24 protein-coding genes are annotated in these 23,239 nt (G+C 64.0%); 7 read left to right on the top strand and 17 right to left on the bottom strand.

All coding sequences use genetic code 11. The features are described from left to right. Nucleotides 1–42: 42 nt before the first annotated feature. The 6 genes from OIT41_RS01685 to OIT41_RS01660 all read right to left on the bottom strand — a co-directional run bounded on the left by OIT41_RS01685 (nucleotide 43) and on the right by OIT41_RS01660 (nucleotide 4,914). Nucleotides 43–444, bottom strand: coding sequence for an MmcQ/YjbR family DNA-binding protein (locus tag OIT41_RS01685; protein ID WP_264637267.1), 402 nt, complete (start codon nucleotides 442–444; stop codon nucleotides 43–45). Between the two features lie 43 nt (nucleotides 445–487). Continuing rightward, complete coding sequence (locus tag OIT41_RS01680) at nucleotides 488–1,330, bottom strand: polysaccharide deacetylase family protein (protein ID WP_264637266.1); 843 nt, start codon at nucleotides 1,328–1,330, stop codon at nucleotides 488–490. An 83-nt stretch (nucleotides 1,331–1,413) separates the two neighbouring features. After that, a complete protein-coding gene (locus tag OIT41_RS01675) occupies nucleotides 1,414–1,839 on the bottom strand; it encodes a CoA-binding protein (RefSeq protein WP_264637265.1) in 426 nt (141 codons plus the stop codon). 12 nt (nucleotides 1,840–1,851) lie between these two features. Further along, nucleotides 1,852–2,682 (bottom strand): hypothetical protein, encoded by an 831-nt coding sequence (locus tag OIT41_RS01670; RefSeq protein ID WP_264637264.1) that lies wholly within the window; start codon nucleotides 2,680–2,682, stop codon nucleotides 1,852–1,854. Continuing rightward, nucleotides 2,679–3,233 (bottom strand): RNA polymerase sigma factor, encoded by a 555-nt coding sequence (locus OIT41_RS01665; RefSeq protein ID WP_264637263.1) that lies wholly within the window; start codon nucleotides 3,231–3,233, stop codon nucleotides 2,679–2,681. The genes OIT41_RS01670 and OIT41_RS01665 overlap by 4 nt, the downstream gene beginning before the upstream one ends. Before the next feature lie 391 nt (nucleotides 3,234–3,624). After that, complete coding sequence (locus tag OIT41_RS01660) at nucleotides 3,625–4,914, bottom strand: adenylosuccinate synthase (protein ID WP_264637262.1); 1,290 nt, start codon at nucleotides 4,912–4,914, stop codon at nucleotides 3,625–3,627. Nucleotides 4,915–5,359: 445 nt separating this feature from the next. Here OIT41_RS01660 and OIT41_RS01655 point away from each other — a divergent pair, with 445 nt between their 5' ends. Together OIT41_RS01655 and OIT41_RS01650 are read left to right on the top strand one after the other, a co-directional pair. After that, nucleotides 5,360–7,051, top strand: a complete 1,692-nt coding sequence (locus OIT41_RS01655) for a phospholipase C (RefSeq protein ID WP_241707348.1) — start codon at nucleotides 5,360–5,362, stop codon at nucleotides 7,049–7,051. A 230-nt stretch (nucleotides 7,052–7,281) separates the two neighbouring features. Then, nucleotides 7,282–7,914: a uracil-DNA glycosylase gene (locus tag OIT41_RS01650; RefSeq protein ID WP_241707347.1), complete on the top strand. Its 633-nt coding sequence runs from the start codon at nucleotides 7,282–7,284 to the stop codon at nucleotides 7,912–7,914. 141 nt (nucleotides 7,915–8,055) lie between these two features. On the opposite strand, the gene OIT41_RS01645 is transcribed toward OIT41_RS01650, so the two are convergent. The 3 genes from OIT41_RS01645 to OIT41_RS01635 all read right to left on the bottom strand — a co-directional run bounded on the left by OIT41_RS01645 (nucleotide 8,056) and on the right by OIT41_RS01635 (nucleotide 10,361). Beyond that, nucleotides 8,056–8,475: a DUF3151 domain-containing protein gene (locus OIT41_RS01645; protein WP_078106777.1), complete on the bottom strand. Its 420-nt coding sequence runs from the start codon at nucleotides 8,473–8,475 to the stop codon at nucleotides 8,056–8,058. Continuing rightward, a complete protein-coding gene (fbaA, locus tag OIT41_RS01640) occupies nucleotides 8,475–9,494 on the bottom strand; it encodes a class II fructose-bisphosphate aldolase (RefSeq protein WP_078106778.1) in 1,020 nt (339 codons plus the stop codon). The genes OIT41_RS01645 and fbaA overlap by 1 nt, the downstream gene beginning before the upstream one ends. 165 nt (nucleotides 9,495–9,659) lie before the next feature. Beyond that, nucleotides 9,660–10,361 carry a TrmH family RNA methyltransferase gene (locus OIT41_RS01635; protein ID WP_413542298.1) on the bottom strand — a complete coding sequence of 234 codons (702 nt, stop codon included), beginning with the start codon at nucleotides 10,359–10,361 and terminating at the stop codon, nucleotides 9,660–9,662. A 133-nt stretch (nucleotides 10,362–10,494) separates the two neighbouring features. Between OIT41_RS01635 and OIT41_RS01630 the strand changes: the two genes are divergently transcribed. Further along, the gene (locus OIT41_RS01630) at nucleotides 10,495–11,325 is read left to right on the top strand and encodes an HAD-IIA family hydrolase (protein ID WP_139359611.1); all 831 of its coding nucleotides are present in this window, start codon (nucleotides 10,495–10,497) and stop codon (nucleotides 11,323–11,325) included. A gap of 18 nt (nucleotides 11,326–11,343) precedes the next feature. Beyond that, complete coding sequence (locus tag OIT41_RS01625) at nucleotides 11,344–12,036, top strand: tyrosine-protein phosphatase (RefSeq protein ID WP_264637261.1); 693 nt, start codon at nucleotides 11,344–11,346, stop codon at nucleotides 12,034–12,036. A gap of 22 nt (nucleotides 12,037–12,058) precedes the next feature. Here the strand turns inward: OIT41_RS01625 and OIT41_RS01620 are convergent, their stop codons facing one another. Both OIT41_RS01620 and pyrE read right to left on the bottom strand, forming a co-directional pair. Further along, on the bottom strand, nucleotides 12,059–13,111 hold the full coding sequence (locus OIT41_RS01620) for a thioesterase domain-containing protein (RefSeq protein ID WP_241707344.1): 1,053 nt from the start codon (nucleotides 13,109–13,111) through the stop codon (nucleotides 12,059–12,061). Between the two features lie 68 nt (nucleotides 13,112–13,179). Next, nucleotides 13,180–13,764, bottom strand: coding sequence for an orotate phosphoribosyltransferase (gene pyrE, locus OIT41_RS01615; RefSeq protein WP_078106782.1), 585 nt, complete (start codon nucleotides 13,762–13,764; stop codon nucleotides 13,180–13,182). A gap of 127 nt (nucleotides 13,765–13,891) precedes the next feature. On the opposite strand from pyrE, the gene OIT41_RS01610 reads away from it, so the two are divergent. After that, entirely contained in the window at nucleotides 13,892–14,533 is a 642-nt protein-coding gene (locus tag OIT41_RS01610; protein WP_241707343.1) for an NADPH-dependent F420 reductase, read from the top strand. A gap of 108 nt (nucleotides 14,534–14,641) precedes the next feature. Here the strand turns inward: OIT41_RS01610 and OIT41_RS01605 are convergent, their stop codons facing one another. The 6 genes from OIT41_RS01605 to OIT41_RS01580 all read right to left on the bottom strand — a co-directional run bounded on the left by OIT41_RS01605 (nucleotide 14,642) and on the right by OIT41_RS01580 (nucleotide 20,899). Further along, nucleotides 14,642–15,553 (bottom strand): sugar phosphate isomerase/epimerase family protein, encoded by a 912-nt coding sequence (locus OIT41_RS01605; protein ID WP_264637260.1) that lies wholly within the window; start codon nucleotides 15,551–15,553, stop codon nucleotides 14,642–14,644. Next, nucleotides 15,550–16,773, bottom strand: coding sequence for a Gfo/Idh/MocA family protein (locus tag OIT41_RS01600; protein WP_241707341.1), 1,224 nt, complete (start codon nucleotides 16,771–16,773; stop codon nucleotides 15,550–15,552). Before OIT41_RS01600 ends, OIT41_RS01605 begins: the two co-directional genes overlap by 4 nt. Continuing rightward, nucleotides 16,770–17,615, bottom strand: coding sequence for a sugar phosphate isomerase/epimerase family protein (locus OIT41_RS01595; protein WP_241707340.1), 846 nt, complete (start codon nucleotides 17,613–17,615; stop codon nucleotides 16,770–16,772). Before OIT41_RS01595 ends, OIT41_RS01600 begins: the two co-directional genes overlap by 4 nt. A gap of 3 nt (nucleotides 17,616–17,618) precedes the next feature. Next, nucleotides 17,619–18,452 (bottom strand): carbohydrate ABC transporter permease, encoded by an 834-nt coding sequence (locus OIT41_RS01590; RefSeq protein ID WP_241707369.1) that lies wholly within the window; start codon nucleotides 18,450–18,452, stop codon nucleotides 17,619–17,621. Between the two features lie 83 nt (nucleotides 18,453–18,535). Further along, entirely contained in the window at nucleotides 18,536–19,531 is a 996-nt protein-coding gene (locus OIT41_RS01585; RefSeq protein WP_078106788.1) for a carbohydrate ABC transporter permease, read from the bottom strand. A 12-nt stretch (nucleotides 19,532–19,543) separates the two neighbouring features. After that, complete coding sequence (locus OIT41_RS01580) at nucleotides 19,544–20,899, bottom strand: ABC transporter substrate-binding protein (protein ID WP_241707339.1); 1,356 nt, start codon at nucleotides 20,897–20,899, stop codon at nucleotides 19,544–19,546. A gap of 184 nt (nucleotides 20,900–21,083) precedes the next feature. Here OIT41_RS01580 and OIT41_RS01575 point away from each other — a divergent pair, with 184 nt between their 5' ends. Next, nucleotides 21,084–22,106: a LacI family DNA-binding transcriptional regulator gene (locus tag OIT41_RS01575; RefSeq protein WP_241707338.1), complete on the top strand. Its 1,023-nt coding sequence runs from the start codon at nucleotides 21,084–21,086 to the stop codon at nucleotides 22,104–22,106. A gap of 182 nt (nucleotides 22,107–22,288) precedes the next feature. Next, complete coding sequence (gene nadE / locus OIT41_RS01570; RefSeq protein WP_241707337.1) at nucleotides 22,289–23,110, top strand: ammonia-dependent NAD(+) synthetase; 822 nt, start codon at nucleotides 22,289–22,291, stop codon at nucleotides 23,108–23,110. Nucleotides 23,111–23,239 lie beyond the last annotated feature (129 nt).

The raw sequence follows: 23,239 nt of genomic DNA, 5'->3' as shown, positions 1-23,239 counted from the left end.
TCCACTGACAATCTAGCCGAAGCGGCAGACGGGGTCCGCGTGTCAGTCCCTGGCGAGCCGGGCCCAGCCCAATTGCGCCTGCTGCTTCCGGCTCAGTGAGGAAACCACCAGGTCATAGGAGTCCTCCACCATGTCCCGCACCATCGAGTCGGGCAGGGCGCCGTCCAGTCGCACACCATTCCAGTGCGTCTTGTTCATGTGCCAGGCGCCGGTGATTTCCGGATGGGCGGAGCGAAGTTGAGCGGCCAAGGCGGGATCGCATTTGAGGCTCACTGCCAAGTTCTGCTCGTCCAACGCAGAGGCGGCGAACATCTTGCCTTCCTGCTTGGAACCGCCGGACACGGCTGACCTGACCTTGAAGACCGACGTTTCAGGGCCGAACGGGAAGTCTTCGTAGGTCCCGGGGAAGCTCAGGCAGACTTGGCGAAGTGTGGCACCATCCATGTAGCGAGACTAGCGGAATGCGACGACGAGCGGACCGGCCGCCTCACGCAACGCCCAGGAAGTCCTCGAGGAGCACCACTTCCAGGCCAGCAGCCACTTGCGCGGAGCGGAAAGCCTCGAAGTCCGCCGCGAATTCGGGACGGAACTGCATCAGGACGATATCCCCGGGCCGGAGGGAATTGCCGTACTGGTAGTCCATACGGCCGGCATTGGCCTTGGCTTCCCACGTAACGATCGCCTTCAACCCGGCTGCGGCCACGGCCTGCCGCATGAGCGTCGAATAGGCGCCTCCGGGAGGCCTGAACAGGGTGGGCTTGCGGCCGTACTGCTGGATCGCAAAATCCTGCATTCCTGCAATGTCCTCAAGCTGCCGCTGGTAGCCCCATTGCGTCGTCATATTGACGTTGTGGCTGACCGTGTGGTTTTCAACCAGGCTCCCCTGGTCCATGAAGGCCTTGAAGAATGCGGGGTTGTCCCGGACGGTGTTGCTCGTCAGGAACAGTGTGGCCGGGTAGCCGCTCTCCTTGAGGAGCCGGACGCTTTCCGGCGATTTGACCACCCCGTCGTCGATCGTGAGGAACACCACGGGATGTTTGGTGGGGATCTTGGTGATCACCGGAGCCAGTCCGCCTTGGATGGGCGGCAACGTGAAGTCAGGGACGAAAGGGTTCCGGAGCCGACCCGGACCGGCAGGACTTGGCGTGGGACTCATCGCCGGGCTTGAGGACAACGACGGCGGGGGGACCGCCTTGCCAGGGGCCGCCGTCGGGCCTTCTGCGGACGGACTTCCGGGGGCAGCGCATGCCCCGAGACCGGCCACGAGGGAAGCCCCGAGGAAACCGAGCGCAGTGCGTCGGCTCGCGGTGGAGGGGTAGTCGTCACACATGGGGATTTCCTGGTCTCGAAAGGGGGATGGCCCCCGAAACATACCAGCGGACGGTTAACGGAAAGTGACGCCGTTGGCTGAGGCTAGATGCCGCTCCGCCAGCCCACCTGCGCCGGGCAGGCGTTCATGACGACGTCCAGGCCGGCAGCTTTGGCCCGCTCCGCCGCTGCTTCGTCAATTACTCCGAGCTGGAGCCACACGGCTTTCGCCCCCACGGCAATCGCTTCGTCCACTACCGCGCCAACGCGCGAGGAGTTCACAAAGCAGTCGACGACGTCGATGGGCTGCTTCTCGAGGGGCACGTCGGCGAGGAACTTGTAGCCGGTCTCGCCGTGGACGTCTTCGCCCTTCTGGTTGATCGGGATGATCTCCATGCCCATGGTGTCGCGAACGTAGAGAGCCACTTCGAAGGCCGAGCGCCACTCATTCGTGCTGAGTCCCACGATGGCCCAGCGGCCCTTTGTTCGCATCAGCCGGTCAATGACTGCCGGATCGTTGACGTGTGTCATAGCTCCAGCCTACTAGCGGGACAGGAGTCCGAGCAGCCAGCGCAACGAAGTCCCGGCGGGCTTCAGGGACGCGTCATCCTGGGCATTCTCAACTGCTTGCTGCACCCCGTTTTGGAGGTCCTTCGCTGTGGGAGCGGAGGGGATGGCGGTTTTGGGTTGCGGAAGGGTTCCCTGCGGGTCGTTCTTGGACCCGCCGTGCTTCGGCGCCTCGGACTGCTCCTGGCTTGGTTGGCTTGCCGGCGCCGGAACGGCCACCGGCGCTACTGGCTGATGCGCCGCTTCCTCGGTGCTGGCCGGGGCGGGCGCCACGGGATCAGCCGATGGGCCTGCCACAGGGGGCGCTGACGGCGGCAGGTCAACGGGAGCCGGGTTCGTCATGACCTTCGGGGAATCCTGGGCGGGGGCTGGAGGTACAAGCGACGGCGGTGCAGTGGTCCAAGCGGGTGCCCAGCCGGAGATCAGATTCTGCATGAATTCGGGGGTCCCCTTGCTGAATCCGCCGCTCGCGGCCGCAACGCCACCAACACCCAGTCCCATGGCGGTCAGGACGGCGGCACCAATGACGGCGGGGCGATGCTTGCGTAGCTGACGACGCTTGGCGAGCTCGTCGAGGGGAAGGGCGTTTGCCGTCCCACGGGCGGTAGTCGCGGAGCCGTCACCCGTCGTCGAGCCAGCCAACATCGCCGCGAGTGCGGGACCGGGAGCCGGTGCGGTCATTGACGCAAACGATTCCAGCGCCTTCAAGGAATCCGTGAGTTCCGGGGCGTCCGCGAGGTCGGCCTCAAGCATGAGCTCGAGGATGACCTCGTCGCGGTCAATGTCCTTGCAATCCCAACGCGTCATGGTGCCACGTATTCCTTTACTACCGAGTGCTCGCGGAGTGCATTCAATGCCCGGCGCTGCAGCTGCTTGACTGCGCCTTGGCTTTTCCCCATGATTTCGGCTGCTTGGTCCACGGTCAGACCGGCAACGATACGGAGGGCCAGGACTTCCCGCTGCTCTTCCCGAAGAAGGTCCAGCAGCGCCATGACTTCCCCGGGCGCCACGCGGTTCATCGCTTCGGCTTCCGCCGAACTCGACTGGCGCGTGTCACGTTCAGGTTCGAACTCGTGATGTTCCGGCGCCCTGCTTTGCCGGCGATGGTCGTCCACCATGCGGGCATGGGCCACCGAGAACACGAACGTTCGCAGACCGCCGACGCCGCCCGTGATCGTCTCGACGCGCGGCAGGACGGCAAGAAAAACATCCTGTGTGACAGCTTCGGGATCCGAGACGCCTTTTGCCGTCAGGTAGCCGAGCACCTGGCCGGCAAAGGCCTGGTAGACGGCGCTGAACAGTTCAGCTTCCTGGCCGCGAAGGGCCAGCAATGCTGCATCGGTCAAGGCGTCGGTCACTGAAGCGTGGCTTTCGTTGGGGAGCGAATGTCCGGATCCACGAGAGATCCTCGGTGCCGCCCATGCGCGGCAGGGCCGGGCAACCTCACCTAGCTTAACCGTTGCTCCCGCTACGCCCAAGGACCAACTTTCGGTTCCGGGGGCGTGCCTCTCCCGGACTTTCTGCACATCCACGAAACCCCTTCAGACATGAAAAGGGCCGAGCTGAAACATGATGGGGGACAAATTTCAGCTCGGCCTTTCAAAGAGGTAATCGTCGGGGCACCTCAAAGGGTTACGCGGATTCCAAAAGTTTTTTCGCACCTGTTTTCGGGGCGTCCGGCCCCTGACGCACGACGGCGGGCCGCCCCCGAAAGGGCCGCCCGCCGTCGTCGTAATTCGGCTTTGGTGACTAGTCCTCGATGAGGTCGTGCACCACGATCGTCTGGTCCCGGTCCGGGCCGACGCCGATCGCGGAGAAACGCGTGCCGGAGAGCTTCTCGAGGGCCAGCACGTAGCGGCGGGCGTTCTCGGGGAGGTCTTCGAGCGTCTTGGCGCCGGTGATGTCCTCGGTCCAGCCGTCGAAGTACTCGAAGATCGGCACTGCGTGGTGGAACTCGGTCTGGGTCATGGGCATTTCGTCGTGGCGGACGCCGTCGACGTCGTAGGCCACGCAGACCGGGATCAGTTCGATGCCGGTGAGGACGTCCAGCTTGGTGACGAAGTAGTCCGTGAAGCCATTGACGCGGGACGCGTGGCGGGCCAGGACGGCGTCGTACCAACCGCAGCGACGCGGGCGGCCGGTGTTGACACCGAACTCGCCGCCTGTTTTCTGCAGGTACATGCCCATCTCGTCGAAGAGTTCCGTGGGGAACGGGCCGGCGCCGACGCGGGTGGTGTAGGCCTTGATGATGCCGATGGAACGCGAGATGCGGGTGGGTCCGATGCCCGAGCCAACGGACGCGCCGCCGGCGGTCGGGTTGGACGACGTCACGAACGGGTAGGTGCCATGGTCGACGTCGAGGAACGTGGCCTGGCCGCCTTCCATGAGGACCACCTTGCCTTCGTCCAGTGCGTTGTTGAGGACAAGTGTGCTGTCAATGACCAGCGGCCGCAGGCGTTCGGCGTAGGACAGGAAATACTCCACGATCTCGTCCACCACCACGTTGCGGCGATTGTAGACCTTGACCAGGAGCTCGTTCTTTTGGCGCAGCGAGCCTTCCACCTTCTGGCGGAGGATCGATTCGTCGAAGACATCCTGGACGCGGATACCCAGGCGGGCCACCTTGTCCATGTAGGCCGGGCCAATGCCCCGGCCGGTGGTGCCGATGGCGCGGCTGCCGAGGAAGCGCTCCGTGACCTTGTCCAACACCTGGTGGTACGGCGCAACGAGGTGGGCATTGGCTGAGACGCGCAAACGGGACGTGTCGGCGCCGCGGGCTTCCAGGCCGTCGATCTCCTGGAACAGCGCCTCAAGGTTCACCACGCAGCCGTTGCCGATGATCGGAATCGCGTTGGGGCTCAGAATGCCGGCAGGAAGGAGCTTGAGCTCATACTTCTCACCGCCCACCACAACGGTGTGCCCGGCGTTGTTGCCGCCGTTGGGCTTGACCACGTAGTCAACGCGGCCACCGAGCAGGTCGGTTGCTTTGCCTTTGCCTTCGTCGCCCCACTGGGCTCCGACGATCACGATAGCTGGCATGGGATCCTCCCCCATTCTTTCGGGCCGGTCCTGGCGGGATCACCAAGGCTCAGCGCCGTACATGAGAACGCCCCGAATCTTTCGGCCCTGCCCGAGGACTTCCGCAAAAGTTCACCGGCGAGATCAGCAAGAGTTCCGGGGCTCTTACCAGCCAAGTTTAGCCGATGCCGCTCTTGGACCTCTTGTCACATGGCCGAACGGCGACATGAAAGGAGGGAGGGCACCCTTGAAGTTCCCCGTGAGCAGAATGTGAACTCTTCCCAAACAGTCGGTATTGAGCTCCCAAATCGACCTCCGGGTCCCGAGCAACCGGCTACATTCTTTGTGAATCCTCACCCCCAGCACACCCCAACTGACTCGCATTTGTTGTCGTTATGAGCCTTCTAAACGACAACAAATGCGAGTCAGTTGGGCGGGCACTGCCCGTGACTCTGAAGGGAAGTCCATGAACTTTCGCAACAGGCGCCTCCTCTCAACAGCAGGAGTGAGCGCACTCGCCGCGTCCACGATCGCCGCCGGCCTGATCGGGTTCGGCATGGCGCCGGCTTCGGCCAACAACGACCAAAAGGGAACGGCGACACCCATCAAGCACGTCGTTGTAATTTTCGGCGAGAATGTTTCCTTCGACCACTACTTCGCGACGTATCCGCAAGCGGCCAACATCCCCGGCGAAACCCAGCAGGGTACCGGCGCAGCGGCCCCCGCGTTCACGGCGGCCAAGAACACGCCGAAGAACATCGCCACCCTCGCCCACGACAATCTGTTGGCACCCAACAATCCCAACGCGGTCCAGCCACAACGCCTGACGCCGAGCCAGGCCATCACCTGCGACCAGGACCACGAATACACCGCGGAACAGAAGGCCTACAACGGCGGCCTGATGAACAAGTTCGTCGAGAACACCAGCATGGATACCTGTTCGGGTGGCCAGTTCGGCCGTCCCGGGCTCACCACTGACTACTACGACGGCAACACCGTGACCGGAATCTGGAACTACGCCCAGAACTTCGCCATGAGCGACTCGCACTTCAGCACCGGCTTCGGACCGTCCAGCCCCGGCGCGCTCAACCTGGTGTCCGGCCAGACCCACGGCGTCACGGAATTCACCGCCGCCGGTCAGCCGGTCAAGCCCGCTAGCAGCGATTACACCGTCAAATTCCCCGACGCCAACGGCGTCGGCACCATGACGGAAGACCCGGATCCGGTGTACGACGACTGCTCCAACAAGAGCCACGCGAGCAAGAACAACCTTGCGGGCATGCAGGGCAAGAACATCGGCGATCTCCTCAACGACAAGGGAGTCAGCTGGGGCTGGTTCCAGGGCGGCTTTGCCCCGACGACGGCGGCAACGGACACCACGCCGGCAGCCTGCATGAGCACCCACACCAACGTTTCAGGCGCGACGGTCACGGACTACAGCCCGCACCACCAGCCGTTCCAGTACTACAAGTCAACGTCCAACCCGCACCACCTTGCCCCGGCGAGCGTGGACGAGATCGGGCACAACGGCCAGGCCAACCACCAGTACGACACCTCGGACTTCGCCAAGGTGGTCAACTCGGACAACATGCCTGCCGTCTCGTTCCTGAAGGCGGGAAGCTTCCAGGACGGCCACGCCGGCTACTCCGATCCACTCGACGAGCAGAAGTTCATCACGCAGCAGGTGAACGCCATCCAGAACTCGAAGAACTGGGAAAGCACCGCAGTCGTCCTCGCCTACGATGACTCGGATGGCTGGTACGACCACGTCGCGGCCGGCGTGAAGAACTCCTCCAACACCACTGACGACGCCGCATGGTGCCTCAACGCCTACAACAAGGGTGTCCCGATGGCCGGAGGCTATGCCGACCGTTGCGGCCCCGGCCCCCGCCAGCCGCTCGTGGTGATCTCGCCCTTCGCGAAGAAGAACTTCGTGGACCACACCCAGACGGACCAGTCATCCATCCTTCGCTTCATCGAGGACAACTGGCACACCGGCCAGATCGGCGATTCCTCGGCGGACGCCAAGGCCGGTTCCATCAACGCGATGTTCAACTTCGACAACGGCCGGGACGTGAAGCTCATCCTCAACGAATCGAACGGCACCGTGGTTTCCCGGACCAAGGAAAGCGACGACCAGAACGAGAACAAGCAGTAACAGGCGCTTCCCAAACGGCACCGTTCCGCATCCATCGGGACGGTGCCGTTGCCGTTAACGCACTTGCGCCGTCGAGAGTCCCACCACAGAAGTCCCGATTCACCCCACAGCCCACCGCGGTTCCGGTAGAGTTAACCAGCCCCCAACACTGCACCCAATCCGACCGGTCGCGGCAAACCGCTCCCGGCCGGACAAGTGCGCCTCGCTACACGTAGGAGACCCAAGCCCATATGCAAGACCTGGCGACTGAAACACGCGAAGAGCAGCTCTGGAACCGACGTTTCGAACCCCACATCGCCGAGGTCACGGGGCTTTGCGATTCCCTCAAAGAACAGAAGCCGGGCAGCGAAGTCCTCTACGTAGACCCCGCCCACAGTGTTGACGAGTGCCGTATCATCAGCCTTTTCTCCAACACCCGCAGCACCGAGGGTTCAGGCTTCATCGCCCCGGGTGACGCAGATGCCACCACCCGCATGGTGGGTATGCAGTGGCAATTGGGGCTGCGCCCGGAACTCATGATGCCGTGGAACGTCTACCCGTGGATCGAGCCCGACGGCGAACCGGGCAAGCTGACTCCCGCCAACATCACCGAAGGCCTCAAGCCGCTCCTGCGTCTCCTGGCGATCGTGCCGCGCACCTCAGTGCTGGTAGCCCATGGCAATGAAGCCCATCGTTTGGCAGACCAGCTCATGAAGGCCGCACCGCAGAGCATCCACCGCCGCGGCTTCAAGACGTTCAAGGTCCGCTCGCTGGGTGGACGCTCCTTCGCTGGCTCCCCCACGCGCCAACAGGAGTACCTGGACCTCATCCACGGCGCCTACGCCGAGGCCATGGCCCGGACCGGCCTCACCCCCGTCTCCTAGCCCTCGCCCAACTAACTAGCATTTGTTGTCGTTTTGACGGCTCATAACGGCATTAATTGCGAGTCAGTTGGGCGGGGAAGCGCGACGGCGGCCGCCCACCTCAAAGGTGAGCGGCCGCCGTCGGCGTTTAAGACAGTTGTCCTAGCCTTCGATCGCTGCCTTCGCGGCGGGATCGGAGTCGTTCAGGAATTTCTCGATCCGCTCCGGCTCCTCAGCTTCGCCGATGGCGGCGGATGCCCGGCCGAGCGAGTACAGAGCGCGCAGGAATCCCCTGTTGGGCTCATGCTCCCACGGGATGGGTCCGACGCCGCGCCAACCGTTACGGCGCAGCGAATCCAGTCCACGATGGTAACCCACGCGGGAATACGCATAGGAATCGATGGTCCGGCCCTCAGCCCAGGCTTCCTCGGCCAGGATCGCCCACAGCAATGAAGACGTGGGGTACTTGGCCACGAGGTCCAGTGCTTCCTGCCCCAAGGCAAGGTGCTGGTAGATCTCGGTCTCTGCAGGCAGGAGCGTAGGCTCCGGGCCCATCAGGTTCTTGCGGAATTCGTCGGACATTAGAAGGTCTTGCCTACCGAACCGAGCTGCTTTGCGGCTTCCACGATGCGGGCGGCCATGCCGGCTTCGGCGGAGGCGCCCCAGACGCGGGGGTCATAGGTCTTCTTGTTGCCCATTTCGCCGTCGACCTTCAGGACGCCGTCGTAGTTCTTGAACATGTGTCCGGCCACCGGGCGGGTGAACGCGTACTGGGTGTCCGTGTCGATGTTCATCTTGATGACACCGTAGGAGACAGCATCCGCGATTTCCTGCTCGGTGGAACCGGAACCGCCGTGGAAGACGAGGTCGAACGGGTTGGTCTTGCCGATCTTCGCACCGACCTCGGCCTGGATCTGCTTGAGCAGTTCGGGGCGGAGCTTGACGTTGCCCGGCTTGTACACGCCGTGGACGTTGCCGAAGGTCAGCGCGGTCAGGTAGCGGCCGTTCTCGCCGGCGCCGAGTGCCTCGATGGTGGCCAGCGCGTCTTCGGTGGTGGTGTAGAGCTTCTCGTTGATCTCGTTCTCGACGCCGTCTTCCTCGCCGCCGACCGTGCCGATCTCCACCTCGAGGATGATCTTGGCCGCAGCCGCGCGTTCCAGGAGCTCGCGTCCGATCCGGAGGTTATCGGACAGGGTCTCGTGCGAGCCGTCCCACATGTGCGAGTTGAAGATCGGGTCCTTGCCGGCCTTGACTGCTTCCTCGGAAGCAGAAAGCAGCGGAAGGACGAAATCAGCCAGCTTGTCCTGCGGGCAGTGGTCCGTGTGCAGGGCGATGTTCACGTTGTAGTTCTTGGCGACCTCGCGGGCGAAAGCCGCGAAGCCCAGGGAGCCGGCAACCATGTCCTTGACGGAAGCGCCGGACCAGTAAGCCGCACCACCCGTGGAGACCTGGATGATGCCGTCCGATTCAGCCTCGGCAAAGCCGCGGATGGCGGCGTTCAGGGTCTGCGACGAGGTGACGTTCACTGCCGGAAACGCGTATCCACCGGCCTTCGCGCGGTCGATCATCTCGGAGTAAATCTCTGGGGTTGCGATGGGCATGCTGACTCCTATGCTGATTTTCGTCTGTGGGTTTTGTTGACCCTGGAGTAGACCTATACGGCTAGGCACCATCCTAGCGACTTCGAATCCGGCACCGTGTTTCCGGTCACGGAGACGGGTAACACTTGCGGACGTTTTGCCGGAGGGTCCTCCCGGCCGGATCCCCTAGGAAACCCGCTGGCCGAAGTTGTGGCGGCGGATCCAGGCGTGCATAGCGATGGCCGCCGCCGACGCCGCGTTCATGGAGCGCGTGGAACCGTATTGCTCGATCGACAGAGTGGCCACGGCGGCGTCGTGCACCTCGGGAGTCAGGCCAGGGCCTTCCTGCCCGAACACGAGCACGCAGTTGCGCGGAAGTTCATAGGTTTCCAGCGGCACGGAATCGGGGAAGATGTCGATGCCGATGATGGCCAGCCCCTCCCCCTGCGCCCACTCCACGAAATCCTCCACGGTGGGATGGTGGCGGACGTGCTGGTAACGGTCGGTGACCATGGCCCCGCGACGGTTCCACCGGCGTCGTCCGATGATGTGGACCTCCTTGGCGAGGAACGCATTGGCAGTGCGCACTACGGTGCCGATGTTCAGGTCGTGCTGCCAGTTCTCAATGGCAATGTGGAAATCGTGCCGGTGTGCGTCCAGGTCCGCGACGATCGCTTCGTGCTTCCAGTACCGGTACTTGTCCACGACGTTGCGGCGGTCGCCGTCCGCCAGGAGGTCCGGGTCCCACTGATCGCCGTCCGGCCAGTCGCCTTCCCAGGGCCCGACGCCGACCTCCGGTTTCGCTTCGGACTCCCCCTCGGTAGACGGGACGATGGTCGGAACATCAGTTGAGTCGGTCGGGGCGGGGGTCTGGGGCCGGTCAGTCACTCCTCAACCCTAGCTCGCGCAATACCGCCTGCGGCGCCGAAACCCGGTGCCGCAACGCAGGACACCCGGGTGTCTCGGAGGCCGAAAGATGAAAGACTTGGGACGAGAACCAGCCACTACGCGGAGGAAAAGCATGGAGAACGCAAGCGAGGCCCCGAAGAGCTCGGCCCTTTACCGCAACGGACACGAAATCGAATGCTGGCTCACGGATATGGACGGTGTCCTCGTCCACGAAAACCAGGCGGTTCCCGGAGCGGCTGAACTGATCCAGCGCTGGGTGGACACCTCCAAGCGATTCCTTGTCCTCACGAACAACTCCATCTTCACGCCGCGGGACCTGGCGGCCCGGCTGAGTTCCTCAGGCTTGGAAATCCCGGAGGAGAACATCTGGACCTCGGCCCTGGCCACGGCACAGTTCCTCAAGGACCAGGTGCAGGGCTCGGAGTCAGGAAACCGCGCCTACACGATCGGCGAGGCAGGGCTCACGACGGCGCTGCACGAGGCCGGCTTCATCCTCACCGACCAGAACCCGGACTTCGTGGTGCTCGGCGAAACGCGCACCTACTCTTTCGAGGCGATCACCATGGCCATCCGGCTGATCCTCGCCGGGGCGCGTTTCATCGCCACCAACCCGGATGCCACCGGCCCGTCGAAGGACGGCCCGATGCCCGCCACGGGCGCCATCGCTGCGCTCATCTCCAAGGCGACCGGCCGCGAGCCCTACATTGTGGGCAAGCCGAATCCCATGATGTTCCGTTCCGCGATGAACCAGATCGACGCGCACTCGGAGACCACGGCAATGATCGGAGACCGCATGGATACGGACATCATCGCGGGCATGGAAGCCGGGCTCCACACCGTCCTGGTGCTCAGCGGCATCACCCAGCGCGAGGACATCGCGGCCTTCCCGTTCCGGCCGAACCAGGTCCTGAACTCGGTAGCGGATCTCAAGAACCAGATCTAAGAAGAAGGGGCTCGTGCCATGGCTGTGCTGAACCTCCGTTCCCTGGCGGGGGGCCGCATTCTGAGGGGCAGCCAGCCGTTTGGCATGGACACCGCGGCGACGGCTGACTTCCTGGAACGTCACGGCATTAAGACGGTGGTGGATCTGCGGAGCGAGTACGAGCGCGCCATCGTGCCATGGCAACTGGCCAACGGCTCGATGTCCAAGGCTCCAGTGGAGCTCGTGGAGAATCCCCTCGATCCGCGTACGGCTTCCGACGGGCTCCAATCAATCCGCACGGCCGAAGACCTCGGCGAGCTCTACCTTGGCTGGGTGCGCACCCGCCTCGATTGGGTGGCCGAATCGTTGCGCCCTGCGGCCCATGGCAAGCGCACGCTCATCCACTGCTCGCTCGGCAAGGACCGCACCGGCGTCGTATCCGCTTTGGCGCTCCTCGCGAGCGGCGCTGGCCACGCGGCTGTTATCGCTGACTACGCCGCAAGCACCGCTGCCCTCCCCACGATGCTCAAAACGATGGCAGCAGCGTGGCGGTTGGCCGTCCCCGAGGTTCCCGAGGAAGCATTCAGTCCCTCGCTCATGCTGCTGCAATCCCCCGAAGCCGCGATGGAATACTTCCTGGACCGTTTCGGGCTCGAGTTCGGCAGCGCGGCGGATTACTTGCGCGACGCCGGCCTCAGCGGTTCCGAGCTGGATGGACTGCGGCGCCGGTAGCGGCGTTCGTGGCGGGCACCGCTCAGTAGAAAACCACCCGCGAGCCGGCCCTGGGCAGCGGAAAGAGTTCGTTCTCCAGGTCCTCGATGATCGGATTGTAGATAAAGGGATTCCACTGTGGACTCGCATGGGCGGGCCGGGCGCCGTCGGTCCTGCGGCCCGTGGACGCGATGTTGAGGGGGAAAGTCTTGGCCCACGCAGCCCGGGCTGTCGCGTAGTTCACCGTGTCATCGTTCGGGTTCCCGATGAAGGCCATGCGGGTATCCCCCAGCCGGTCGACAAACCGCGTGCCGTCGAAGTGGTAGATATAGTCCGATTCGCTCTGGATCAGGACGCTCGACGGCGCGATCGGCGAAAGCTGTTCCAAGGTCTGGTCCCAGATCTGCCCCCAGGTGCGTTCGTGCTTGTTGACCACGCGCTCGCCCAGCTCGTAACCGCCGCGGAGCACCGACGGAACCTGGAAGCCGCTCTCATACAGGAACACGACGCCGTCGAACCAGCTTTGGTCGAGGATGTCGTACTTGCTGAACGGCGATGAATCCAACAGGATCAGCTTGACGCTGACGCCGTTCCGCTCACGCAGGAGCGCGGCCACTTCGGTGGCCAGCATTCCACCGAAACTGTGGCCGTAGAAATACAGGGTGTTCAGCTTGCGCTCGTTGATGTAAGCGAGCACCGCGTCCACCACGTCGGCGACTTCCAACCCCAGGTTGGAGTATCCGACGGCGGCCATCTGGCCCCGCTGCCGGAGCGACCCCCGGAGCGAGTTGAGGATCCATTGGGCCTCTTCCCAGCTGGTCTTGTAACCGGGAAAGAGAATCCAACTCGAGTTGGGGTAGTAGGACTCCGCGACATCGTCTCCCACCGGCAGGATCTTGGTGACGCGACGTTCTGCCTGGACCTGGCGGGTGAACAGCATGTCCGCTGCGAGCGCCGTGGAAGCGCCCGCTCCGATGAGGAAGCTGCGGCGGGAAAAACTCTTCAGCTCGGCAGCTTGCCGGAGAACCCGGGCGAGGGAGCCCGGGTCCTGCCAGCGTTGCTGGTTCCGGGGAAATTTTCCCGCCCGATAGTTCACGCAGCCAGCTTAGGCGCTTCAGCCGACGGGCACACGGTCCCCCAAAACCCGCCCAGGCTTGTAAGAAATCAGTCGAGTCCCAGCTCGTCCTTGCCGAAGGCGAAGAGGTACGGCACACCGGTTTCGGCCTCGATCTTTTCCTTGGCGCCCGTGTTGCGGTCCACAATGACGGCCACGGCCACCACGTTGCCACCGGCCTTGCGGACACCCTCGACGGCGGTCAGCGCCGAGCCACCGGTGGTTGAGGTGTCTTCGAGAACCACGACGTTGCGGCCCTCCACCGAGGGACCTTCCACTTGGCGGCCCATGCCGTAGGACTTCTGCGCCTTGCGCACCACGAAGGCGTCAACGGCGCGCCCGGCGTCGGCGGCGGCGTGCATCACGGCGGTTCCGACCGGGTCCGCACCCATGGTCAGGCCACCGGCGCACTCAACGGCGATTCCGGCGTCGTCGATCATGGCAAGCATGACCTGGCCAACCAGCTTCGAAGCCTCGTGGTGGAGGGTGATGCGCCGCAGGTCGATGTAGTAGTCCGCCTCGGCACCGCTGGAAAGGATCACCTTGCCGCGGACGACCGCCAGTTCCTTGATCAATTCAAGAAGGCGGGCACGGGCAGCGGCAGTGGCGGTGGCAGCATCAGAGGCGACAGTCATGGTGCCTATTCTACGTAAAGCCGTTGGACCCAAGGGAATGGACACCGTCACGGAAACCCCACGTCGCCTGCACGTCACTCGCCGTAACCTATGAAATATCTGCGCCGAAGACGGTGTTGCCGCACGTATGACAACAATCGGAATCATCGGTGCAGGACACATTGGCAGCCAAGTCGCCCGCAAGGCGGTCGAACTCGGCTATGACGTAGTGATCAGCAACTCCCGGGGACCGGAAACCCTTGCGGAACTGGTGGCGGAGCTTGGCGCACATGCCCGTGCCGCCACACCGGCCGAGGCGGCAGCGGCGGGCGATTTCGCCGTCGTGACCGTGCCCCTCAGGAGCTACCAGGACATTCCCGTGGAGCCGCTCGCGGGCAAGATTGTGATCGACACGAACAACTACTACTGGGAGCGCGACGGCCGCATCCCTGAGCTGGACAAGGGCGAAGCCACCACGTCCGGTCTGCTGCAGAAGCACTTGCCCACGTCCAAGGTGGCCAAGGGCTTCAACCACATCATGGCGAAGCAGATCGGCACCGACGGCACCCCGGCGGGCACCGAAAACCGCCGCGCGCTGGCCACCGCAAGCGACTACCCCGAGGCCGCCGAACTCGTGGAGAAGCTCTACGACGAGTTCGGCTTCGACACCGTCAACATCGGACCGCTCGACGAGAGCTGGCGCGTGGAGCGCGACCGCCCGGCCTACGTGGTCCGGCAGAACGCCGCCGAGCTCAAGGACAACCTGGCGAAGGCACCACGCACCATCTAGACACCACAACACAGCAGCCGCTTGCCTCCGACAGGCAAGCGGCTGCTGTGTTTGAGCGGCTGCTGGTTTTGAGCGGCTGCTGTGTTTAGGCGCTGACGGCCCGGGCCGTCAGGGTGCCGATGCGGGATCGACGACGGCGAACCCCGCCAAGGCGGCTGCCTTGCGGACGTACGCCAGGTTCGACGCAGTCCGTTCCTCCAAGGGAAGCTCGGTGGAAAAGTCCTCCAGCGTGACCCAGGAGTCGTAGCCGACGTCTGCGAGCGCACGGAAGTAGGCGAGGACACTTGCCTGGCCTTCGGCAAGAGGGGCCCATTCGTTGACCCACACGGCCGCTCCCGATTCGTCCTTCGAGTCGGTGCGGACCCAGCGGGCGTTCTTCACGTGGACATGTGCCAAATAGGGGCCAAGGAGCTGGAGTGCGGGCAACGGTGATTCCCAGCCCTCGATCAGCAAGTTGCCAAGGTCGTGGATGACCCCGACATGCTGCGGGTCCAGGCCTTCCAGCAATCGCCGTGCCGAGGAGGCCGATGCCGTCACGGTTCCATGGTGCAGTTCCACGAGGGCTTTGACACCGTGATGTGCAGCGCGGGAAGCAACCCACTCGTAGTGCTCCCGGGTGGCGGCAAAGAGTTCCGGGTAGGACAGGCCCGTGGGTTCCGGCCCGCCCATGTTCGAGTTGCCCAGCGGCAGCACGTTGACCCGGACCTGCCTGGCACCCAAGGCCGCGGTCGCCGCGAGGACGCGATCGACGTCGTCGTGGTTGTCGCAGCGGGCGTAGCCGCCGAGGCCGGAGAATTCCAACCCTGCGTCAGCGGTGAGCCGGGCAATCTCCGGGATCGAGTCTTCCAATCCCGTCATGGGCCAGGTGGCACGGTTCCCTGCCCAGAAGCCTGGTTCCGCTGCGTCCGCCTGGTCCGTGACGCGCCATTCGATGCCGTCCCACCCCTGGGCTGCAAGCTTCGTGGCGGCTTCCTGCGGCGACCACTCGGGAGTGGAAGCGGTGAACACGGAGAACTTCATGCCGATACCTCTTCGCGATTGGCTCCCTGCTGGCCGGCGGCCCCGCCTGTGCGGACCTCCACATCGTTGTACTTGCCGGCAATGACATCGTCGACCAGCACGGGCTGGCCCAAGGTTGCCGAGACATACAGGGCACGCACGGTAGCCAGGGCGGTCACGGCGTCCCGGACGGTAACGCCCGCGGGGCGCCCTTCCCGGATCGCGGCGATGATGTCGCGGTACTGCCGGACATGTCCAGCCGGATAGACCGTGGGATCCAGCGCTTCGACGGTGTCGTCCGGGTATTTGGCGAGTTCGACGGCGGCCTGGTTCCCGCCGCCGAGGATGCCCATGGCGCTGCTTTCCGAAGGATCAGCGGCGTCGGACGCGTGGAAGTATGCGAGGTCGTCGTTGTCGATCACGGCGGAACCCTTGCTGCCCATGACCTGGAGGCGGACCGTCAAGCCCGGGTACGCCGCCGTCGTCGCGTGCAACACGGCAAGGGCGCCGGATTCGAAGGTCACGGTGGCCACGGCGGTGTCCTCCACCTCCACACCCTCGTGGGCGAGGAGCGCGGTTTTGGCGCTGATCTCAAGGGGCCGCCCGAGGAACCACAAAAGCAGGTCCACGGTGTGGACGCCCTGGTTCATGATGGCGCCTCCGCCGTCCATGGCCCAGGTTCCGCGCCATGCGCCCGAATCGTAGTAGCCCTGGCTCCGCCACCAGCTGACCGAGGCGACAGCCGAGGTCAGTGTGCCGAAGCGTCCGTCCCGACGGGCCTCGTCCACCACCCGGCTGGCCGGATCGAAGCGGTGCTGGCTGATCACGCTTGCCACCAAGCCCTTGGCCTCGGCAGCCTTGGCAGCAGCCAGGATCTCGTCTGCCTTGCCCAAGTCAACGTCAAGGGGCTTTTCGATCACCACGTGCTTGCCGGCGTCGAGCGCTTCCAGCGCCAGCTGGATGTGCAGGCCGCTGGGCGTCGCGATGATGACCAGGTCCACTGGTGCGGCGGCGAGCGCCTCGGCCAGCGTCAGGAAGACTGCCGGCTTCGGGTCGCCCTGGGCTTCGATCTTGGCGGCCAGCGCCTCGGAGGCTTCGGGGATCACATCCACCAACGCGGTGACCACCACCTCCGGGAATTCGCGGACCGCGGCCGAGTGGGTGCGGCCGATGACGCCGCACCCTACGATCGCGGCCCGGATCTCCGCGGGAGCGCCCGGAGCATTTGAGGTTTCGCTCACTTCGTCTCCACTCCTGCTTCATTGAGGACTTTCGCGAACGCCCTCGCCGCGATGCCGAACGCCGTCGGGCCGGAGAAACCGCCCAGCCCGTGGGCACCGGCCAAGTGTGGCTCGAGGCTCGCGAATCCGGTGTACCCGTCCGCCTTCAAGGCCTCAACCGTGCGGAGGACATCGCCGTCGCCCTCGCCCGCCGGAACCACGGTGGCGTTCGAGAACAGGGCATCCTTGACCTGCAGGTATTCAAGGTGTGGCCTTAGCTTTGCGTAGCCGTCCTCGAAAGGCTTGACGCCTACCTGGACGAAGTTGGCCGCGTCCCAAGCCACTTTGAGCGCGGGAGACGCCACGGTTTCGATGATGTCCAGGACCCGTTCGGGGATGTCCCCGTAGATGTCCTTCTCGTTTTCGTGCAGCAGTACGACGCCGGACTCCTCCGCCACGTCCGCGAGGGCCCGCATGCGTTCGATGACAGCATCCCGGATGCTCTCCACCGCCACGTCCTCGCCGTAGTAGAAGGAGAAGATCCGGATGTAACGCGATTCCAGGACCTGGGCGGCGTTGACTGCACGGCGAAGGCGTTCCACCTCGTGCTCCACGGGAAGGGAAACGTCCACCTTCCCGATCGGCGACGCGATCGCGGAAACCTTCATTTCCGCCGCATCCAGCAAGGACTTCAGTTCGCGAAGCTGCGCCTCATCCAAATCCACGATGTTGGTGCCCCAGGCGCTGCGGACTTCAATGTGGCTCGCTCCCAGTGCCTGCATCACGGCAATCTGGATCTTGGGGTCGTCGTCGATCTCGTCGCCGAAGCCCGAGAGCTCCCATTCAACAGCTGGCGTGCTCATAACTTACTTGACTCCTCCGGCGGTCAGGCCGCCCACTAGGTAACGCTGGAAAATCAGGTACAGGATGACCACCGGGGCAGCACACACAAGGGAAGCTGCCATCATCTGGCCGTAGAAGGGAATCGCGCCGCCCTCTTGCGAGGCACCGAAGATCTGGAGCGCGACGGCGGCAGTCTGGCTTTCGGGCCGCGTCATGACAGAGGCGAACAGGACGTCGTTCCAACCGAGCAGGAAGGCGAAAATACCGGAAACGACCACGCCGGGCCAGCTCAGCGGGAGGATGATCCGCACCAGCACGCCCAGGTTGCTGGCGCCGTCGATCCTTGCCGCCTCTTCGAGTTCACGCGGCAGGCCGCGCAGGTAGGTGACCATCACCCAGGTGGAGAACGGCATCGCGAACGTCAGGTAGGTGATGAACAAACCCCATTGGGTGCCGATGATCTGGATGCCCAGGTAGCTCGCGGAAGACGAGAACAGCACGAAGACCGGAAGGACCATGAGGGTGCCGGGAACCGACTGGAGTCCCAGGAGCCCGCGAAGGATCGTCAACCGGCCACGGAACTGGTAGCGGACCAGCACGTAGGCGGTGGCGATCGACATGAGGGCGGAGACGACGGCGGTGGACCCGGCCACGAGCACGCTGTTGGCCAGGCCCGTGGCCAGTCCAACACTCGACCAGATCGTGGAGTAGTTCTCAAAGGAGAAACTGGACGGGAAGAACTCGCCACGGGCCACGCCGATGTCCGAGTTCACGGACGCCAGGAAGATGTACGCCACGGGAATGAGCACCAAGGCGCACAACACCGTGAGGATGATGGCGAGCATGGGCCCAGGCATGAGCCGGGTTACTTCGTGCTGGCGTTTGGAGCCCGGGCGGAAGTCTTCGCTCGATGTGCGTCCGACGGCGGTAGTTGCGGTGCTCACTTTTTGCCTCCGGGAGTCTCGGCGTCGTCGAGTTTGACGGCCCGCAGATAGACGAACAAGGGGATCGCGATCAGGATCAGCGAGATGAACGCCATGGCCGCGCTGAGCCCGAACCGGAAGCTCTGGAAGCTGGTGACGTAGGTGAGGATCGGGAGCAGCTCCACATCGGACGGAGCAGGAACCCCGAACAGGACGAACGGCAAGGTGAAGTTGTTGATGTGGTGCAGCATGCCGATCAGGAACGCCAAGGAGAGCGGACCCTTGAGATAAGGGAAGACCACATAGCGGAGCTTGTTCCACCACAGCGCACCGTCAAGGGCCGAGGCCTCGTGGACCTCATGGTCCACGGACTGGAGCCCGGACAATGCCAGCAGGTAGACAAACGGCCACGATGCCCAGATCTGGACCAGGATCAGCGTCCAATATGACTGCGGACCATTGAGCCACAGGCCGGGGTCTATGCCCACAGAATGCAGCATCGAGTCGATGACGCTGCCCGGCTGGAACATGGTCCGCCACACCGTCGCCACCACGAAGGAGGGAAGGACGTAGGGGATCAGGAAGATGGAACGGATCACCGCCCGGCCCTTGAACGCGTTCTGGGTGGCGACGGCGCCGGCGATGCCGAGCGGGATCGTGACCACCATGGCGATCAAGGAGTAGCTGACGCTGAGCCAGATGGCGTGCAGCAAAGGCGATGCGGTCAGCGCTTCGACGAAATTCTGGACTCCGATGAACGGAGCGCTGACCCACTGGCGCAGCGAATACTGGTCCAGATCCAGGCCCGACATGAAGATCCCGAGCAGGAGCGGCACCACGATGATGATCACCATCAGCAGGCCGCCTGGAATCAGCATCCACAAGGGGCGGTTGCGTTCGCTCAGCCCCTTGCGGCGCCGGGAGGTGTCGTCCGGTGACTGCGGGTCCGGCTTTGAGGCGCGGGACGACTTGCGGCGCGTGGACTTGCCCGCAGTCAATGAATCGGTGGACATGTCACTTCCTACTTACTTCGATGCCCGGTCAAGCGAGGCCTGGCCCTTGGATTGGGCGTCCTTGAGACGGGCCTCGAGGCTCGAGTCGTCGACGGATCCCTTGGAGAGATCGGGGATCGACTGGACCACGACGTTGAGGAGAGCCAGCTGGATGTCGCCCCACGCTCCGGTGAACGGCGTGGCCTTGGACTTTGCAGCGGTGTCGGCAACCGGTTGGAGAGCGGGGTTGTTCAGCGCCTTCAGGGCTTCGGCGTTGGCAGGCAGGTCGCCGAAGATCTTCTGGAAGTTCAACTGCTCGTCCTTGGACGTGATCAGGTTGATGTAAGCGAAGGCAAGGTCCTTCTGCTTCGAGTAGTCGGCAACAACCACGTTGTCACCTGACAGGATGCTGGCTGCATTCGCGGCGTCGCCCTGCGGAGAGGTCTGGCCGGGGGCCGTGGTCGGCATGGCTGTGTAGGCGTACTTGCCCGCGACCGCCGACTTGTCGAGCGTCGGGAGGGAACTCGACGTCGTCATCATGAGGTATCCCGCCTTGCCCGAGGCGAAGGCTGCGACGGCGTTGCTGTTGCTCCACCCGATGGAAGCCGGATCGACGATCTTGTCCGTGGTCAGCCATCCGAAGTAGGTCTGGTAGGCCTTCTTGACGGCCGGGTCGTCAAGCTTGAGCGTCTTGCCGTCCACGAGCGGGTTTCCTGCCTGGACGGACATGGCCCAGATGAACTTCCAGGGGTCAAAGTTGTCCTTGTAGCCGGTGGCGAGTCCGAAGGTGCCAGTGGCCGGGTTGGTCATTTTCTTGGCCTGTGCGGCGAGCTCGTCCCAGCTGGTGGCGGGCTTGTCGATCCCGGCGGCTTTCAGGATGTCCTTGTTGTAAGCCATCACGAACGGCCGGCTGACGAAGGGAATGCCGGCTTGGTGCTGGGCATCGGGGCCGGAAATTCCGAGGGCGGCGGGGTTGAACTTGTCCTTCCCGCCAATCTTCTTCCAGTCGTCGTCGGTCAGCGTCACGAAAGCCTTGGTTGCATACGCCGTGGGCGTGAACGTGGTGCCGAGGCTGTAAACGTCAGGTCCCTGTCCGGAGACGACGGACGTCTGGATGCGGGTCAGTTCATCGTTGGCCGACGCGAAGGTTTCGAATTCGATATCGGCACCGGTCTGCGCCTTGAACTTGGCCGCAATGTCGGTGAACCACTGCTTTTGCTGGGCAGAGTACTGGTTGTTGACGCCGGTCAGGACGCTCAACTTCTTGCCCTTTCCGTCAACGGGTCCTGCGCTCCCCCCGGAGCTGCTGTTGCCGCCTCCGCAGGCGGTCAAAGCTAGGGCGGCTGTTACGACAACAGCGGCAAATTTGGCGGACGATGCAAACTTCATTGTTTTCCTCCCTGGAGCCCGATGGCCTCATTGGCGTGGTGCGCGTCACATCGGGTGATTTCTCCGAGTCTAGGCACGCCAAACAGCGATGACAAGCGATTGCCAAAAATTGTCATCAGTGCTGCAATTGTGGGACAAGTCACTCGTTGTTGAGCGGCTGCGGCAGATGAGGAACACCTAGACCATGGCAGAACTCCAGCTCCAGTCACCGGGCAGGCAGCCCACGATCCGCGACGTCGCGGAACTTGCGGGAGTGGCGACGTCTACAGTTTCAAGGGCCCTGAGCAATCCCGGGCGCGTGAACCACGTGACCCGCGAGCGCATCGAAGAAGCCGCCGCGCAATTGAATTACATTCCGAGCTCGCAGGCGCGCGGGCTCAGCTCCGGACGCACCCAGACCGTTGCCGTCCTGGTTCCGGACATCACCAATCCGTTCTATTTCGACATCATCCGCGGGGCGCAACACCAGTTGAAGGCCGCCGGCTACACGCAACTGCTCGTTGACACCGAGGAATCGGCGGAGATGGAGGCAGATGCGCTGCAGAAGATGCGCCGCTCGGCAGACGGATTCATCCTTGCGGCGTCCCGCCTGACGGACGCACAGCTCGCCGAAGCGGCGGCACAACAGCCCCTGGTCACCATCAACCGGGCTCCGGCAATCGCACCCACCGTGGTGATCGATACGCCGTCGGCCATCATCCAGGCACTGGAACACCTGGTCTCCCTGGGGCACACGAGGATCTGCTTCGTCGGAGGCCCGGCCACCTCCTGGTCCAATGCCAAGCGGTGGCAAGCGTTCCAGGAAGAAACCACGGAACGGGGGCTGACCACCTTCAGCGTGGGGCCGTTCGCACCCAAGACCACCTCGGGAGCGGCCGCAGCGGACGCCGCGGTGCACACGGGAGCCTCGGCGTGCATCGTCTTCAACGACCTGCTGGCCATCGGAATGCTGCAGCGCCTGCGTGAACGGGGCATCCGCGTGCCCGACGACATGAGCATCGTGGGCTGTGACGACATCTTCGGAGCCGATTTCTGCAACCCGCCGCTCACCACCATGGCGTCCCCCATCGAACAAGCCGGGCGCGTGGCAGTCTCCATGCTCCTGTCCCGGTTGAATCCCCAGTACGGCGGGACCAGCCGGCGCCTGGCAGTCATGCCAACGCATCTCACGGTGCGGGCATCGACGGGCGCCGCGCCGGTGCGGTGAGTGCCCCCTGCGCGCCCGACTGAACCAGCCCGGGCCGCCCAACTAGCTCGCATTTGTTGTCGTTTTCGGCGCTCAGAACGACAACAACTGCGAGTCAGTTGGGTGGGGACAGTCGTTCCGGGGTGCAACACATGGGGTGACACAGTTGAGTGTTTCAAGTGCTGGTTACTAGTGTTGGGGACATGCGCACACTCCAGGCCACGATCATTGCGGAAATGGGCGTCCAGCCCCGGATCGACCCAGCCGGGGAGGTCCGCAAACGCGTCACGTTCCTGAAGGAATATCTCAAGGCCACGCACACCAAGGGCTTTGTCCTGGGCATTTCCGGCGGACTGGATTCCTCGCTCGCCGGGCGCCTTGCCCAGCTGGCGGTCGAGGAGCTTGAGGCCGAGGGCGTGGAGGCCAATTTCGTGGCCGTCCGGCTCCCCTATGGCGCCCAGCATGATGAGGAAGACGCCCAGGCCGCGCTGGATTTCATCCAGGCCAAGACGGAATGGACGTTCAATATCTCACGCGCCGTGGACGGTTTCGAAGATGAGTTCGAGAAGACCACGGGCGCGCGCATCTCGGATTTCCACAAGGGCAACACGAAGGCCCGGGCCCGTATGACCGCCCAGTACGCCCTCGCCGGCGAGCACAACTACCTCGTCATCGGCACGGACCACGGAGCCGAATCCGTCACCGGATTCTTCACCAAGTACGGCGACGGCGGTGCGGACATCCTGCCGCTCTTCGGCCTCAACAAGCGGCAGAACCGCGCACTCCTCGCCGAGCTGGGCGCCCCATCCCGCATTTGGGACAAGGTCCCCACGGCCGACCTCCTGGACGGCAAGCCCGGCCGCACCGACGAGGACGAGCTTGGCATCAAGTACGACCAGATCGATGACTACCTCGAAGGCCGGCAAGTCTCGGACGAGGTGGCAGAGACCATCGAGCAGAAGTACCTGCGCACCCGACACAAGCGCACTGTTCCGGTCACGATTTTCGACACATGGTGGAAGTAGCAGTCGCCTGAACCCGGGGCCTCCGTCACGCTGAGCGCCTTTTGGCAGCGCACGACGGCGGTCTCCCGCGCCGTGGCGGGGGCGCCGCCGTCGTCATCCCGCAAAAGTGTGCCCTGCGTGAGAGTGGGC

Origin of the sequence: Arthrobacter sp. YA7-1, from assembly GCF_025960325.1 — a bacterium.
Taxonomy (GTDB): Bacteria; Actinomycetota; Actinomycetes; order Actinomycetales; family Micrococcaceae; genus Arthrobacter; species Arthrobacter bambusae_A.
Note: the sequence above shows the minus strand (reverse complement) of the source record. Positions and strands in the feature narration are given on the sequence as shown.

What these genes read in the sequence shown, in the direction of transcription:
- OIT41_RS01675 (WP_264637265.1), bottom strand. Translation starts at nt 1,839, where the DNA reads ATGACACACGTCAACGATCCGGCAGTCATTGACCGGCTGATGCGAACA.
- OIT41_RS01585 (WP_078106788.1), bottom strand. Translation starts at nt 19,531, where the DNA reads ATGTCCACCGATTCATTGACTGCGGGCAAGTCCACGCGCCGCAAGTCG.
- fbaA (WP_078106778.1), bottom strand. Translation starts at nt 9,494, where the DNA reads ATGCCCATCGCAACCCCAGAGATTTACTCCGAGATGATCGACCGCGCG.
- OIT41_RS01680 (WP_264637266.1), bottom strand. Translation starts at nt 1,330, where the DNA reads ATGTGTGACGACTACCCCTCCACCGCGAGCCGACGCACTGCGCTCGGT.
- OIT41_RS01685 (WP_264637267.1), bottom strand. Translation starts at nt 444, where the DNA reads ATGGATGGTGCCACACTTCGCCAAGTCTGCCTGAGCTTCCCCGGGACC.
- OIT41_RS01610 (WP_241707343.1), top strand. Translation starts at nt 13,892, where the DNA reads ATGACAACAATCGGAATCATCGGTGCAGGACACATTGGCAGCCAAGTC.
- OIT41_RS01625 (WP_264637261.1), top strand. Translation starts at nt 11,344, where the DNA reads ATGGCTGTGCTGAACCTCCGTTCCCTGGCGGGGGGCCGCATTCTGAGG.
- OIT41_RS01650 (WP_241707347.1), top strand. Translation starts at nt 7,282, where the DNA reads ATGCAAGACCTGGCGACTGAAACACGCGAAGAGCAGCTCTGGAACCGA.
- pyrE (WP_078106782.1), bottom strand. Translation starts at nt 13,764, where the DNA reads ATGACTGTCGCCTCTGATGCTGCCACCGCCACTGCCGCTGCCCGTGCC.
- OIT41_RS01590 (WP_241707369.1), bottom strand. Translation starts at nt 18,452, where the DNA reads ATGCCTGGGCCCATGCTCGCCATCATCCTCACGGTGTTGTGCGCCTTG.
- OIT41_RS01595 (WP_241707340.1), bottom strand. Translation starts at nt 17,615, where the DNA reads ATGAGCACGCCAGCTGTTGAATGGGAGCTCTCGGGCTTCGGCGACGAG.
- OIT41_RS01660 (WP_264637262.1), bottom strand. Translation starts at nt 4,914, where the DNA reads ATGCCAGCTATCGTGATCGTCGGAGCCCAGTGGGGCGACGAAGGCAAA.
- OIT41_RS01630 (WP_139359611.1), top strand. Translation starts at nt 10,495, where the DNA reads ATGGAGAACGCAAGCGAGGCCCCGAAGAGCTCGGCCCTTTACCGCAAC.
- OIT41_RS01670 (WP_264637264.1), bottom strand. Translation starts at nt 2,682, where the DNA reads ATGACGCGTTGGGATTGCAAGGACATTGACCGCGACGAGGTCATCCTC.
- OIT41_RS01575 (WP_241707338.1), top strand. Translation starts at nt 21,084, where the DNA reads ATGGCAGAACTCCAGCTCCAGTCACCGGGCAGGCAGCCCACGATCCGC.
- OIT41_RS01655 (WP_241707348.1), top strand. Translation starts at nt 5,360, where the DNA reads ATGAACTTTCGCAACAGGCGCCTCCTCTCAACAGCAGGAGTGAGCGCA.
- OIT41_RS01605 (WP_264637260.1), bottom strand. Translation starts at nt 15,553, where the DNA reads ATGAAGTTCTCCGTGTTCACCGCTTCCACTCCCGAGTGGTCGCCGCAG.
- OIT41_RS01580 (WP_241707339.1), bottom strand. Translation starts at nt 20,899, where the DNA reads ATGAAGTTTGCATCGTCCGCCAAATTTGCCGCTGTTGTCGTAACAGCC.
- nadE (WP_241707337.1), top strand. Translation starts at nt 22,289, where the DNA reads ATGCGCACACTCCAGGCCACGATCATTGCGGAAATGGGCGTCCAGCCC.
- OIT41_RS01645 (WP_078106777.1), bottom strand. Translation starts at nt 8,475, where the DNA reads ATGTCCGACGAATTCCGCAAGAACCTGATGGGCCCGGAGCCTACGCTC.